Origin of the sequence: uncultured Nostoc sp., assembly GCF_964245445.1 — a bacterium.
Taxonomy (GTDB): domain Bacteria; phylum Cyanobacteriota; class Cyanobacteriia; order Cyanobacteriales; family Nostocaceae; genus Nostoc.
Genome location: NZ_CAXTNE010000069.1, coordinates 15,606 through 30,483, shown reverse-complemented (window position 1 = coordinate 30,483; position 14,878 = coordinate 15,606). Strand labels below are relative to the sequence as shown.

The window sequence follows — 14,878 nt, the reverse complement described above, 5'->3', positions numbered from 1 at the left end:
CCTCCTTGTTGAGAAGTAGATTACCATACTTTTTTATTAGTGGGATAGTTTCATGCCAATTTAGCCATCACCGATCGCTATCTCAAGGCTAGACCTAATGACAGTAGCGCTTTAAACTTGATGGATCTTTGACATTTTGCATGACTTGTGAAAATACAGCACAAATTGGAACCAGTGGCATCAATTGCTACCGTCAACAAAACAGAAAAACTGCAATTCATGCCAGGGAGATTTTTAACCTAGCCAGCCCCCTCCATTGGCAACACCTCTTCATCAAGCCACAGGTAAAATTCCGGTACTTGAGCCTCAAGCTTACGCAGTTCATTTGCCGCGATCGCTTCCAACTCCAGCACAGTCTCCCAACGCAAATCCCCAGCCCATCGCTTGAGAATGCCTTTAATCGCCTCAACCCCCAAGGTTATACCAGAGCGAAGTATTTCCACACAATGAAGTAGGGTAGTGCAATCAGTCGGAGGCGGTTCAGAATCGGTAGTATCCTCCCCTCCTGAATGGGAGTTACCTATAGCATTAAAGGGGGGGGGGGATACGGACTGCTGATTAGGGTTTACGCTATATACAGCAGGGGTTTGGGGAGCGCAATAGATTCGATTTTCTTTTTGATTACGCTTTGCCACGCGATGAGCAATTACCTCTTGAGCAAATCCCAATTCCTTTTTAGATAAAGAGAAAAGCTTTACCTGTTGACCCCGCTTACCCTGCTTACGGAAGGTCAACTTTAACCCCAGCTGCTCTACCATTGTGCCCAGCAACCAAATAGGTTTACAGTCTAGGGGAATAGTAAAACCAAGAATTGCTTTAACGTGAGCAGCACAATGTATAGCGATCTCCCTCATCTTGAGTAAGGTGGAATCGTCGGCGGTAACTTCATCACCCCTCATTAAACTTAAGAGAATTTCATGCAGCCCCAGATTAAACCGCGCCAGCCACCGTGCCGAGTAATTGCCCCAGTCGATGCACAAAGGTAAATTGTCCCGCTCGTTGCGGTCTTTTTGGGTGACAATTGTTGGTGGGGTAGGATAACTTCGCCCAGTTTTGGGGTCAACAATTGATTCATCAGGTTCTGCTAAAATGGCCTCAAGTCCGGCGATCGCTCTTATTAAGCGGCCACCTTTATCTATTTCTACGAGTGATTCGGTTACTTCGATGCCATAAGAATCAGAAATGCGGAACTTTTCACATTCAAAAATTTCATTAGGGTCAAGGTAATCTTTGCTCTGACGGGCGCGGTACTCACTCAAAGTAATATTCTTAGCCTTGGCAACAGCCGAATTGTGGGCACTATCCAAAGCTTGTGCTGCTGCTTTTAGACTTTCTCTTGCTTGAGGATCTGAATCGTTTCCCACACATATAAAGGTATTGCCCATTTCGGTGAGGAGCTCACGCAAATCATCACGCAGATTATTGAGAGAATAGTGGCGGTTAGCCATAATTTGGCAGTAAGCCTCAAGCGCCCAATCTTTCTCGGCTCCGCGTTTGCCTGTTTGACGGTCAATCCGCAACAGAAAAGCGGTCATTTCATTGGTTTGGAGCAAGCGCTCTTTAATCTTGGTAGCATTGGTATCCTTGTAACCAAACGGAGGACGTGGGGCCACCCAAATATGAAACGGGACTTTTGGACGATAGCGGTACAGTTGTTGGGCACATTCGGTAGCAGTTTGGGAAACGCCGTGAAACACACCGAACACTAAATCAAAATGATACTCAGAAATATCAACCCCAGTACCGAGACTGGGAGAGGTGAACAAAGCATCAAAGTTTTTGACGGCGTTGGTGATATCTTTAATCAAAGCGACGTTTTCATCACTGCCGGAATTATCGGAGTGGACAGACCAGATGCGCCATTTTTGTGGTGTATTTGATTGGTCAGAGTTAGGTTTAGAGTACTTAATAGTAAAAGACTTTTCGAGTTTCTTGATGAAACGTTTACTGTCACTGGCAACCATAACTTTCAGACCTTGCATTAGTGCCGCCGAAATCTGGGCAACTAAGGCGCTTGAATTGCTGCCTTCGTACCAATATATAGTGCGTGAACCATTTCTCCATTCGTTTTTGACGATGTAAGGAATTTCACCATGCGGTCGCATTGCCCGAAAGAAGTCCACTGTCAGGTCATCCATGTGTGCGTCGGCAAGGACAACCAGTGGTGCGTTGTATACTATATATTCCAGTACCTCCAAGATTGCTGCACGGTGCTGTTTACACGTATTACTGTGTAGTAGGTGGGTAAGGTATTGGCAAGCCTCATCTATAAATATGCAGCCATAAATCAGCGCTTGCGTATTGAGTTTATGCAAGCTGTCAATGGTAATACTAAGAGCTTGGGCTTGAGCTAAACCTGTGTAACCCAAGTCTGAATACATCGCAGTTTTCAGGCGATCGCTTAAATTCTTCAGCAGGTTGACGCGATGCCCGTTGTTGAGGAACCGAGCGTCGGGGTTTTGGTCACGCCACCAGCGCATAAGTTCAGTTTTCCCTGTACCCATGTCGCTCCACAGTACAACCAATCCTGATTTGGGAAAATTGAAGGTAGGGGATTTCTTTGATTTGGATGAATCAACTCCGCCAGAATTGGTAGACTCCTTGTTTCTTTGATGTCCTTTTATAGATGGTGTGAAAAGTTGTTCCTTTTCAAGATCATAAAGCTCAGGCAAATTGCATTTTTCTTCAAGTTCAGGAATGCACAAAGCCTCAGAGAGATACTTGATATTAATAGTGACATCCGGCTGGTACTTGCTTAACCCCCATTTTTTCGCCCGATAGGAGCGCTGGTAATCTTTGAGTGATTTGGCATCGTCTACTAGAGCAGTTAGCAAAACATTGGCATCTTCACCCCTGGCTACCACGAAATCATCAACGCCTTTTTCTGGCCCCGGCAGTAATGCAACTTCACAAAAGCAACCTGCCGATTCGATTGCTTTTGCAGTACGAACAGTGGCTTGAAACACCGACCACCTGGTTTTAGCTTTTGTTTCGTAATCAAATAATATAATGAACTTGCGCCCCGCTTGAGCCATTGGTACTAAGTCAGGATGCAACCGTTCATCAAAATCTTGTTTGCCCACGCGCCCGTTCCAAATTCCAGGGAGTGCGATCGCTACAAACCCCAAAGAGAGCAAGCAAGCGGCTTTCTTCTCACCCTCGCATAAGATAATCGGAATCTCTGGATGCTGTTTTACCCACTCCCAAAATATTAGCGGATTGAGTTGATCCAGCAAGCGTAGCGCCAAAAGTGAATGATAGCGCTTAATTAGATAGCGTTTTGCAACTTTGTCCCAGATGGGGTTAGCCACATCAAAGTAGGTAACGCGGTTGGGGGTTTTGGGCGGTGACTCGTATTTAACTGGTTTACAGGAGTGCCAATCAAAGCGCGGGAAGTTGGGCTTAATCCTTCCCCACTCCATCGGTTGCCAGTTCTTGAATGGGTCAAGTGACTGAATCCACGTCCCACCCAGTAATAGATGCTGATACATTTTTATGTATGCATCCGTGACTCGACCCGCATTCTTGCGTGGGATTTTATCAGATATGAACAGGAAATCATAAACTGATTCTCCCTCTACATGGAAAAAGTTGCGCTTAATCAATGCCGGATGAATGGCGCTACCAGCTAACAACTCATGGTATTGGGCAGCCGTGAGATTGTTTGGATATTCAATTGGGTGTTCCCTCTGCTCAACTGATACCTTGCAATCTGGTTTAGGCTCGAATGGCTCAAAGTTGCCACTCTTAATTACATTTTTATTTGTATTCACATTTTTTCCTAAATTTTTCCATGACAATCTGGGCGACAAACAGCACCTCTGCCGCAGTCATCAGTCATCAGTCATCAGTTATCAGTTATCAGTTATCAGTTATCACTGTTTTTTCGGGCTTGTGTGATTAAATCAGTCTCGAAGGTAGTAAGTTCAGCCCAGTAGTCAGGTTTTATCACCTCGTATTTCTCAGCCACAGCCCAAAAGTCAAGCCATGTAAACTCAATACGTGCAAGTACTTGCCTAATTTCCTTAACCGCCTGGGGTAATAGTTGTAATTGCTCCGTCCTTGTTGCGATGGCAGACTGTGTGGGACTAGTACCCAAAATGAGAGCCGCCGCCTCAAGAGCTTGGGTATTGTTCATGGCAACGCTTAGGTTTTTCAATGCCATACCCATGAGGCGCAGACATTCAGTCGCATTTTCTTTGGGCGGTTCGGCTGCCAGAGTTCTCAAATCAATTGTCTTCTCCAGTGGTTCCTGAACCTTCTTGTTTAGCGCTTTAGCTTGAAGTTTAGTGTAAGTATTCTCCCAGTCTTGTAATTGATGCGGCTCAAAAGCGTTTTCCAAATCCCGAATGCGCTCTTTTAGCTGCTGGTTCTCAGTTTCAAGCTGCCGTAGCGATTCCATCTCGTCTAAGCGCTGCTGCAACTGGATGTTTTGCTCTTTTTGCTGCTTGTACAGGTTTTGCAGAGATTGGATTTGCTCACTTACTTGGGCTTCGGCTCTAGCTGACACCTCTGCTTGTAGTCCAATCCTCAATTCCTGAGAGAGGCGCTCTAGCTCAAGCTTATGTTGCTCTTTAAGTGCCGCAATCGCTTCGGAGTACTCTGGTGGATAAGTTCGCTCAGTCGATTCGGACACAATTGCGTCATCCAAATCAGTGTTGTTTACCAACAGCCTTTCACCATCAGCGAAAGTCACAATCTGCTGCGAATTATTCGGTGCGTCTGCACAAATCACTCCCGATTCCCCATAACGGGGATGTTCTGGTGATGAAATTGTGATGGCATTTTTCGGAACCATTGGTTCCTGATGGAATTTATTTTTTCCTCGTGGCATTGGAGCAATTGTATTTGCGGCAACTGCGAAATCTGATTCACTAGGGTCTGGGTTTAATTCCAAAGCCAGTTTTATCGCAGCAATAAGTTTTTCAGGTTCTTTAGCTAACCTCAAAAGAGGACGGGCTTGGCGCTCATTTTTAATCTGTGACCCCAACTCCCCTGCTGCAACAATAACTTTTGATGCCCCTGAGAGTTGATTTATACGCCGATAGCCGCCATATACATGCAATTCGCCTTGGCAATATTGTTCAAAGTTTTTGTACCCAGCGATTCTGTACATCCGCTCGTCATGCATGACGCGACAGAGTTGTACTGCTTGCAACTCAAATTGCTCTATGGTAGCGAAGGTGTCTTTGATACTGCTGTTAAGATCATCGTAATGAAGTGCTGATTTGGTTTCTTCTCTATCTACTGTCAGCATATTTCTCTCCTGTCAAGAAGAGAAAAAAATTTTGATGTCACCTTAACCCCGAGACTAAGGTGTATTGGGCATAAGTCATTTTTCACGATATTTTTCCCTGATAACTTGGTTGACAAGCTTCAGAGGGGGTTGTATTAGTTATCAGTTAACAGTTATCAAGGACTGTAAATTCCAACTGATAACTGGTATCTGGTAACTGGTAACTGTTATTCGCGCTGCTACTGCTTTTTGCTACGAAATTCGGGATATTTCTTAATCAAACTTAACTTTACAGAAAATTATGAATTTTGACAGCAAAAACTGCCACATAAAACTGGTGCGTTTCGTGTGGCTTCTCGTATAATACGAGAAGTAGCGGATTCAATCTCGTCTGACCAGTCAGTGGATAAAAGCGGTCAAACTTCTAAGTACCACTGCTTTGGTTTTCGTGAGATAACCCCGCTCTGAGGTTATATGAAATTTAAGACCCGCACAAAGCGCTACTCCTTAGTGGCGCCTTTGTGCGTTAAATTCTCGTACTGTTGTATCTTCACCTCCATACCTCCTTTCAATTAGCTTGATTTTACATAACTTGTGGTCTTTCCGTATTTAACGAGATTCTGCAATGTTTGTGTTTGACTCCTCCATATTTATCACTATTGGTTTCAGCTTACCCTAGTTGGGTAATCACTTTTTCAAGAAGCAGCACCGAAGGCAGAGGTTGTTTCTGCCTTGGGCTTGCGCTCAAAAACTTGTAAGTTGGATTCTTCTAACACGAACCCAAGCTCAGTTGACTGACCAAGTTTGTCAGCAATCGCTACTACCCACTGTGGATAATTACTGGCAGCATCGGTCATTTTCTTGTAAATCTTTGGTTTAACTGTGATTGTTGTGATGCGTCCGTCACAGTCTAGGTCAAACTGCTGCCAAGCGTTCTCTACGGTCTTGGGTTGTGGCAGTTCGTTGATTTTAATTGTGATTTCTAGTTTTCTTGCAATCATAGCTACCTCTTTTAAGATGCGTAGCTTGCCGCCGTAGGCATCGCTAATGTTGGTAAAGTATCAGATGTATGTACCAACCCTTGTGGATCTGTCAAAATATACTTTTTAATTACTGGTTGAAGAGTAAAAGTAATTTCTTTTGTAATTGGATGTTTAATACTTTCTAGTAATGACAGGCGTTCAAGTTTTTCTAATGCTTTGACTAACTCTGAAGTTGACAAAGATGCTTTATCTGTTTGATTTATATTAGTTAATAGCTTAAAAAAACTAATGGATTGATAATTTAAAGCTATTTCATTTGCTAAATAAATCATAATCTTCCTCTGGATTTTACTTAACACTTGAGTAAACATTTGATCGAGCATTGCTTCAAGCTCACTGCTAACAAATGTAGTTTGGTTTTCAAAAAATATTTCAGTACTACCACCGAAAAAATAGTTAATTCGTTCTCCTACTGTTTGTAGTTCCAATGGATTACCGCTATATGTTTTAATCAAATCGTGGCACTTTTGTGGATTAGTTAATCCTTGGGCAGTTAAAAGCTGCATTGCAGCATCTGTATCTAAGCCTTTAATTTTGAGATACTGAATAGATCGTTTAGCCCTTATTAAACTATCGAATTCATTAGGAAAAACTCGGCCAGTTAAAACCAAGCAGCTTTGGTGCTGGTCTTCCAGTAAGCGACGAAAAAACGTTTCATACTCTAACCGTTGATCAAAGTTATTTTTCTGGAATAATGCGTCAAATTCATCCAATACCAGTAGACAGCGACGGGATTGCAATTGCTTAATCAACACTGTAATCCTTCCTTGGGTATACTCAGGGAAGTTTAAGGAGGGTTCTACAGTTTGTATTTGTTCTATCAGTTCAGTTACTAAGTCTTGAACTAATGGTGCATGAGACACTGATTTCCAGAAAAAGTAATCAAATCTAGGTTGAGATTTTACGCTAAGTGCTGCTATTAACTTTGCAGCTAACGCACTCTTACCAACTCCTGGCACTCCTATTAGTGAAATACAACGCTGCTTGGTTACTAATTCTTCTAAATCAGCCAGCTCCTGCACCCGTCCGTAAAAGCTAGATATATCAGGTGGTTGACTTCCAATAATTTGTAGAGAGTTGTCGGCAGGGGTTACTTGCTTGACACTTGGTGCTGGTTGAGTATGATACTTTTTGTGGGTTACTAGTTCTAAAAAATTCCGGAGATTCTTTTTGTAAACCCGTTCACCATTTCCAATGGTAGCGGACAGTACATCCCATAGTTGAGGAGCTAAACGCCTTTGTAAGTAATTAAGACTATAAGGTGAGTTTTCCGCTATCTCCTCGTAATCACAATCATTCCATGTTCCCTTCAGGACAGTGATTTCAGCTTCAGATAAACGTCTACCTATCTTAGTAAATACTAAATCGTCTACTACAATCAAGGCTTCTTCAAAAGTTACTGTTTTGGAACAATTCTGTTCAGGAAAGTTCCATCCTCTTATGGTAGCCGAAGACAGGGAAGGATTTAGTAGTGGTAAATTCAGCTTTTGTCCAGCATTAAAATCCATGACTATGCTTGTGCCAATAGAGAAATAGATATTTTTAAGTCAAATTCCATAACTAGAGTTATTTTAATAGCGTGTCATAACACACATAATCATACTAGGCTTTTCCGTTTGTAATTGCTTATTTTCGCAGGAGTAGCATACAAATTTCTAATATTGTTACTAAGTCCTGAATATGCCTGAATTTATGCCTGTAAGCCAGTTAGTGAGCCACTTAGCAGTGAAATATTTAGTGAGTTAGTTAACACAACAAGAGTCAATTCTCATCTGCTTTATATAAGTTTTTCAAATATGTCATGCTATTGTATCAATCCTTTTTGCGATAACCGTCAAAATCCTAATGACATTGAAAACTGCTTGTCGTGTGGTACTTCGCTGCTTATTAACGACCGTATTCGCTTAGTTGAACCATTGAGAGAGCTTGCTAATAACCCGTTTAATTATTTTGAAGTTTTTGAAGTAGACGACGCTGGTACTCAATGGAATCCTAGTCGTAAGCGGCGAGTCATGAAAGTTCTGAAATGGGATACTCCTAATTTAGTTAAGTTGATCGAGCATGAATCCCTGGCTTTGCAACTGATTCAGCATCCTAATATTCCCGAAAGCACTGTGGACGACTTTTTCACATTTGTCCCTAAGAATAGTCGCCTAATATTACATTGCTTAGTTATGGATAAATTTGAGGGAGAAAACTTGGAGCAATGGATAGAATCTAATGAGCGAATTTCACAATCTCTAGCATTAGAATGGCTTAAACAGTTAGTTGAAATTCTTGATACAGTACACCGTTCCGATTTTTTCCATCGAGACATCAAACCTTCTAATATAGTTCTTCAGCCAAACGGTCAACTAGCATTAATTGATTTTGGTACTGCGCGGCGATTGACTAATACTTACTTAGCTAAAGTTAGTGGAAGTGGGGGAACTGATAAAGGTAGGGGAGGACGATATGAAGTTACATCTGTTGTTACGCCTTATTATACTTCTTTGGAGCAAATTAATGGTCAAGCAGTACCGCAATCAGATTTTTACGCATTGGGTCGGACTTTTGTAAATCTAGTTACTGCAACTCCTCTAAGTAATCTACCAACAGATCAAAAAACAGGAACGCTAATTTGGAGAGATAAAGCACCGCATATTGACAAACCCTTTGCTGATTTTCTTGATGAATTGATGGCTCTCCTTCCAGGGCAGCGTCCGCAAACAACTAGAGTCATTTTGCAGAGGTTAGAAAAACTACCTCAGCAAATTAAAAATTATAGATTAGCTAATTCTAAAGTTTTTCAATATAGCAAATATACATTGATGGTTTTGGGATTTGTTGGGGGTGTCTTTCTATCTATACCTCTAGCAGCTAACTATTTAGTAACTCAAGGAGAAAAGTTAGAAGCAGCAAATAATTCTCTGAGGGCACAAGATGTTTTTTACTGGGCTATAAAAATTCGTCCTCAGAGTAATCGTACTATCTCAAGTTTTTACTTTGATAAAGCTGTTCGTAGCACCAAAGACCTTGGGTTAGCTAAAAAATATTATGAATTAGCAATTAAATACAATAACTATGATGCAGATGCTTATACTAATTTAGCTTTTATTTGCCAGCAGTTAAACGAAGATGACTGTGCAATTAAGAATTATGAGAATTCATTCAAATTAAAGCATGATAATTGGGAATCACGTTTTGGATTAGCACTTTTTTATGATGATAGACGAATGTATGATTTGGCAGAAAAACAGTATAACTTAGCCATTGAGATGAGTAGAGAAGCAATCCCAGCCATTAATAATTTATCAAGATTGAAGATTTTAGATGGGAAATATAATGTAGCAATTGCTTTAGCTAAATCAGGCTTACAAAAAACTGAAAATATTAAATTACAATCTACTTTATACAAAAACTTAGGTTGGGCAAAATTAGAGTTAAAGCGTTATGCCGAGGCGAAGGCTGACTTGGAAAAATCAACAAAGCTGGATGCCAGGACAGATGCTTACTGTTTATTAGCGCAAGCGCAAGAAGCATTAGGTGAAATTAACGACGCCAGACTGACTTGGGAAATCTGTTTGATTGCCGAGTCTAATCAGTTAGAAGTTCAGCAGTGGAGATTGCAAATATTAAAGCGTTTATTGGGAGAGTTTGTGACGCCATCTTCGCCCTAAGTCTTTTTTTAATTGCCTGTTTGCTGTATGCTACTAACTAGCAAATAGCTGTACAAAAATCTTGATGCTTACTTTCCAAAATTCGACAAGTGCAATAGTCAAAAAAATATTCACGGTTCAAATTGTAGCACTCGCATCAATATCAACACTAGTTGTCTCAAGTTCTAATAGTGTATGGGGGCAATCTCAACTCATAGCCTTGCGTCAGTGCAAGAATGTTGATGGGAAGGTGATTAGTCAGGGCGAACGCATCTTATTTACTAACAAAAACTAAAAAAGATTTGAAAATGACATAGATAATCCTACAAGTTGCTACAATTATAAATAAAATAAATCCTTAAAATTTCAACAATATAGATTAGCTTATCTCTAGATAAATCACTATATATTAATACTAAAAAAACTCATTGAGCGGTACAGAAAAGTATGCTTTTCTTCCAGACAAGTGAAACTTCCACGCAAAAATTTCAATTCAAGTTTTGATATACTATTTTAAGCTAACGCTAAAACTCTTGCTAAATAGTTATCATCCATCGTGGCAAGAAACTGTTTGTTTTTTATTCCACGTTTGACACGCTTCTCCTTAGTTAAAAGATTGACTGCAATTTGTCGTAATAGTGCAAAATTCTGTGGAGCATTATCTTTTCTAATCCGACAGTCATCTTCTCTTAAAGCGACATCCAATATCCAATGCAATGAATTTTCAATTCCCCAATGACTGCGAACACAATTAGCAAACTGTTTAGCATTGTTCTCAATACTACTGATAAAATAACGAGTCTCAACTGTTGTTTTGCCATCTACTTTTCGCACAGACTCTACCATACCAACACTATTTAATTTTAACCAAATAGAATCTGGGTCAAGCCGCTCTGGAATGTCAGACAACATTAAATAATTGCGAATTTCATGACGACCATGCCCTACTTCTTCTGTTCTATAGGTGCTACATTGAATACCCTGAAAACCTGTATTTATACTTAAGTGGAATAATTTTTCAACTTCATCATAAAGATTTCCTTGGTTCTTTTTTAATGTAATTACATAATCTGCATTCTGCTGTGTAATTAACTTGACAATCTCTTTTTGGCAGCCTATTGCATCTATTGTCACAATACATCCAGACAGTTCTAATACCTTTAACAACTCTGGAATTGCTGTAATTTCATTCGATTTTTCATCTACCTTTACTTGTCCCAAGACTAATTTATTCACAGTTGCCCACGCACTCACCATCACAATTGCACTTTGAGCGCTACTTTGATCATAAGAACCACGTAAAGTTTTACCGTCAATTGCAACAACTTCACCATTAGTTAGCTTCTGTATGGATTTTATCCAATCAAGAAAACATGACTGGAACTGTTGAGGATTTATTTGTGCAAATACTCGCGCAAAAGTATCGTGTGACGGAATACCATTCGGGAGTTCTAAAAATGTTTTTAGCCACTCATACTTCGCACAACCATAAGTCTCTATTCCCACCCAACCATCCGCTCCACAAATCACTGCACAGATAGCAATCATCATGATATCAATTAAATTGTGTCGTTTCCTGCGATCTATTCGTGGATCTTGTATCACTGCAAAGTGGTCAGCAATGGTAATTTTGGGTTTGAGCTTCATAGAGAGGAGCTGGGAGAACGTAATTCTTCTTTCTGATAAATGTGAGAATACCACGTTCTTTGACAAGCAGCCGTCCTGACTTTTCACAACATCTGTAAAAGTCAAAGAGTGTCGGTTAGCGATCGCATAAATTGAGTTTTTCTTTGCGCTGATCTTCTCGTGATTCCTAGTCATTAATCTAAAACTATTGAGAATCAGACTGTGAGAAAACCTACGCTATTTAGTGACTTGAGAACTGACCATGAAAATTCAGGCAGCCGTCGGCTGCCTCTAACTCCCCCCTCGTAATGATTATCATTTCCATAATTAGTGAGATTTAATTTCCTGAAAGCCTTATTTGGTTTGAGTCTTGGTGTATTTCACCCTGATTCAGGCTCGTCAATATTTAGATGCGTTTGCCCTGGAGGACTAACTGATTCACCCCGCATTTATGCAACGCCCTAAAACGTTGCCTAAGCCCTAAGTGGGATATTTTATAGCAACAGTTGATTATAATGCTGACAAGCTGTAAAATAATATTTTAGTACACTCTAACTATTAAGTTAGATTATTCGTTTGCCTTAAAAAAGAACCACGCACATACAATAGTCTTCAATTAGCTCAAAAACTTCTTGGCGATCGCCAAATTCAACTGAGTCCTGACAGATTAAGACGGGTACTCAAAAAAAGGGGGTGATTTGGAAACGAACCAGAAAAAGTCATAAACGAAAACAAAATCCTGTAATACGGGAAAAAAAGCAAGCAGACTTAGATATGTTGCAATTAGCTGCTGCTACCGGAGAAATAGACCTAAAGTATCTAGATGAATCAGGGTTTTGTCTGTGGAGTGAATCAGGCTACACCTATTACTTTAGAGGTGAGCAAAAACGTTTGGAACAAACAAAATGCCGTGGTCGCAGACTAAACATTATCGGTTTTCTTCAACCTTTGATCAGTTTTGTTTATGGCTTGGTGATCGGAGGCGTTAACTGCAAGTCTTATATCCAAATAATGGAGCAAGAAGCGGCTGATGCCCAAAGAACGGGACGTACTAAGGTAATTGTGCAGGATAACGGGCCTATACACCGATGTAAACAAGTACAAAAGCTATGGTCAAAATGGGAACAGATGGGTTTGTACATCTTCTTTTTACCCGAATATTGCTCCGAAATGAACCCTATTGAATTGGAGTAGCAACACCTGAAGAAAAATGAACTATGTGGGCAAATATTTGATGATGAGTTAGACCTCGCTTACGCCGTGATTGATGGCGTTAAAGCTAGGGGCGAAAAAGGTAACTACAGTACACGACGTGTAAAATTTGAATCTAATCATTCTGGTTAAACTTTCGTTACATAGTTATAAATTTTCCCGCCCACCTACTTACACGAAACTCAAGGTGTTGATAAAAACTCACTCAAGCTTCTACAAAGATTTTAAATTTTACTAATGCTTGCTTATAACAAGGTAGGAGCATTGATGGACAAAAATTTATTTTCAGTACCAACTCGTGGTGAAGCAACTTTAGTTGACCTGTTACGCAAAAGAGCACTACAGCAACAAAGCCAGGTAGGATATACTTTTTTAATTGATGGAGAAGCACAAGAAGTTAACTTAACTTATCAAGCATTAGATCAAAAAGCCAGATCGCTTGCTGCTTTCTTACAGAGCATGAAAGCTACTGGAGAAAGAGCGTTGCTTTTATATCCGCCTGGACTGGAATTCATTGAAGCTTTTTTCGGATGTCTGTACGCAGGTGTTACTGCTGTTCCCGTATATCCACCACGCCGTAATCAGCGCATGGCAAGACTGCAAGCGATTGTCAAAGATGCCCAAGCTAGTTTTGCCCTGACAACAACATCTGTTCTTACCAATATTGAACACAGTTTTAAACAAGAACCAGAACTAGCAACTTTGTATTATGTAACTACCGAAAATCTTACTGACAACTTTGCACTTTCTTGGCAGCCTTTAAAAATAAGTAGCGACGCTTTGGCATTTCTCCAGTACACCTCTGGTTCTACAGGGACACCGAAAGGAGTCATGGTAAGTCATGCTAATTTGCTGCACAACCAGGAAATGATTAAGACAGCATTCCAGCATACACAAGAAAGTATAGTTGTAGGCTGGTTGCCCTTATTCCATGACATGGGATTGATTGGGAATGTGCTACAGCCCCTTTATGGTGGATTTCCAGTCATACTTATGTCACCGGAAAAATTCTTAAAAAAACCTTTGCGCTGGCTATCGGCAATTTCACTCTATAAAGGCACTACCAGCGGCGGACCTAACTTTGCTTACGAGTTATGCGTAAACAAAATTACGGACGAACAGCGAGCGACTCTCGACCTCAGTCGCTGGCAAGTGGCTTTTAACGGAGCCGAACCGATCAGTGCCGAAACTATAGAGCGTTTTGTTGCAGCTTTTGCACCTTGTGGCTTCCGCTGCGAGGCATTCTACCCGTGTTACGGCATGGCAGAAACGACCCTTATTGTTTCTGGTGGTTATGCAAGCGCCCGGCCAATCCTACAAACCGTTCAAAAAGAAGCACTAGAGCAAAATCGCATAGTTACAGTTAGCAAGGAGGATTCCGCTAGCCAAACAGTGGTTGGTTGCGGTCAAGCCTTGCAAGACATGAAAGTTGTCATTGCTAATCCCGAAACAATGACTCGCTGTAAATCCAATGAGATAGGTGAAATTTGGGTATCAGGTGCGAGTGTAACACAAGGCTATTGGAATCGACCAGAGCAAACAAAGCAAACCTTTCAAGCGCAACTGCTAGACACAGAGTCCGAACCGTTCCTGCGGACGGGAGACTTGGGATTTTTGCTCAATGGCGAGTTATTCATCACAGGGCGACTCAAAGATTTGATTATCATCCGAGGGCAAAACCATTATCCCCAAGACATTGAACTGACGGTAGAAAGGAGTCATCTAGCACTGCGGGCTGGTTGCGGGGCAGTCTTTACGGTAGAGGTAAAGGGCGAAGAGCGACTGGTAGTTGTTCAAGAAGTGGAGCACTCTTACCTGCGAAAACTGGATGTGAATGAGGTAGTTGGAAATATCCGTCACTGCGTAGCGACGCATCATGGTCTACAGGTTTATGCTGCGGTATTGATTCGGACTGGCACTATTTGTAAAACTTCCAGTAATAAAATTCAGCGTCATGCTTGTCGATCTGCTTTTATAAGTGGAAGTTTAGATGTAGTATAAGATTGGAGTGAGAATCCTGAGAGCAAAAAGAAATTCTTGCAATTGGATAGTCAAGTTGATTCTTTATTGCAACAACTGCAAGAAACGCAAGCAATAAAAACTATGCCAGAAAATTAAAGGTT

6 protein-coding genes and 2 pseudogenes are annotated in these 14,878 nt (G+C 40.9%); 3 read left to right on the top strand and 5 right to left on the bottom strand.

Annotated features, from left to right (window positions below; all coding sequences use genetic code 11):
- Positions 1-239: 239 nt before the first annotated feature.
- From ACFE90_RS14020 to ACFE90_RS14005, 4 genes are all read right to left on the bottom strand, one after another.
- On the bottom strand, positions 240-3,491 hold the full coding sequence (locus ACFE90_RS14020) for a plasmid replication protein, CyRepA1 family (RefSeq protein ID WP_375501430.1): 3,252 nt from the start codon (positions 3,489-3,491) through the stop codon (positions 240-242).
- Between the two features lie 377 nt (positions 3,492-3,868).
- Positions 3,869-5,257, bottom strand: coding sequence for a hypothetical protein (locus tag ACFE90_RS14015; RefSeq protein ID WP_375501426.1), 1,389 nt, complete (start codon positions 5,255-5,257; stop codon positions 3,869-3,871).
- A 674-nt stretch (positions 5,258-5,931) separates the two neighbouring features.
- Positions 5,932-6,237, bottom strand: coding sequence for a fertility inhibition FinO-like protein (locus ACFE90_RS14010; protein ID WP_375501424.1), 306 nt, complete (start codon positions 6,235-6,237; stop codon positions 5,932-5,934).
- A gap of 11 nt (positions 6,238-6,248) precedes the next feature.
- Positions 6,249-7,787 carry an NACHT domain-containing protein gene (locus ACFE90_RS14005; RefSeq protein ID WP_375501422.1) on the bottom strand — a complete coding sequence of 513 codons (1,539 nt, stop codon included), beginning with the start codon at positions 7,785-7,787 and terminating at the stop codon, positions 6,249-6,251.
- A gap of 288 nt (positions 7,788-8,075) precedes the next feature.
- Here ACFE90_RS14005 and ACFE90_RS14000 point away from each other — a divergent pair, with 288 nt between their 5' ends.
- On the top strand, positions 8,076-9,938 hold the full coding sequence (locus tag ACFE90_RS14000; RefSeq protein ID WP_375501420.1) for a protein kinase: 1,863 nt from the start codon (positions 8,076-8,078) through the stop codon (positions 9,936-9,938).
- Positions 9,939-10,430: 492 nt separating this feature from the next.
- Here ACFE90_RS14000 and ACFE90_RS13995 read toward each other — a convergent pair whose 3' ends face one another.
- Positions 10,431-11,564 (bottom strand): ISAs1 family transposase, encoded by a 1,134-nt coding sequence (locus tag ACFE90_RS13995; RefSeq protein WP_375501428.1) that lies wholly within the window; start codon positions 11,562-11,564, stop codon positions 10,431-10,433.
- 547 nt (positions 11,565-12,111) lie between these two features.
- Here ACFE90_RS13995 and ACFE90_RS13990 point away from each other — a divergent pair.
- Positions 12,112-12,737: pseudogene (locus tag ACFE90_RS13990) on the top strand (IS630 family transposase); the annotation flags it as partial.
- A 285-nt stretch (positions 12,738-13,022) separates the two neighbouring features.
- A pseudogene (locus tag ACFE90_RS13985) lies at positions 13,023-14,753 on the top strand (fatty acyl-AMP ligase); the annotation flags it as partial.
- Positions 14,754-14,878: the final 125 nt, after the last annotated feature.

Excerpts from the sequence above, each read along its gene's own strand:
- ACFE90_RS14020 (WP_375501430.1), bottom strand. The coding sequence starts at position 3,491 with ATGTATCAGCATCTATTACTGGGTGGGACGTGGATTCAGTCACTTGAC.
- ACFE90_RS14015 (WP_375501426.1), bottom strand. The coding sequence starts at position 5,257 with ATGCTGACAGTAGATAGAGAAGAAACCAAATCAGCACTTCATTACGAT.
- ACFE90_RS14010 (WP_375501424.1), bottom strand. The coding sequence starts at position 6,237 with ATGATTGCAAGAAAACTAGAAATCACAATTAAAATCAACGAACTGCCA.
- ACFE90_RS14005 (WP_375501422.1), bottom strand. The coding sequence starts at position 7,787 with ATGGATTTTAATGCTGGACAAAAGCTGAATTTACCACTACTAAATCCT.
- ACFE90_RS14000 (WP_375501420.1), top strand. The coding sequence starts at position 8,076 with ATGTCATGCTATTGTATCAATCCTTTTTGCGATAACCGTCAAAATCCT.
- ACFE90_RS13995 (WP_375501428.1), bottom strand. The coding sequence starts at position 11,564 with ATGAAGCTCAAACCCAAAATTACCATTGCTGACCACTTTGCAGTGATA.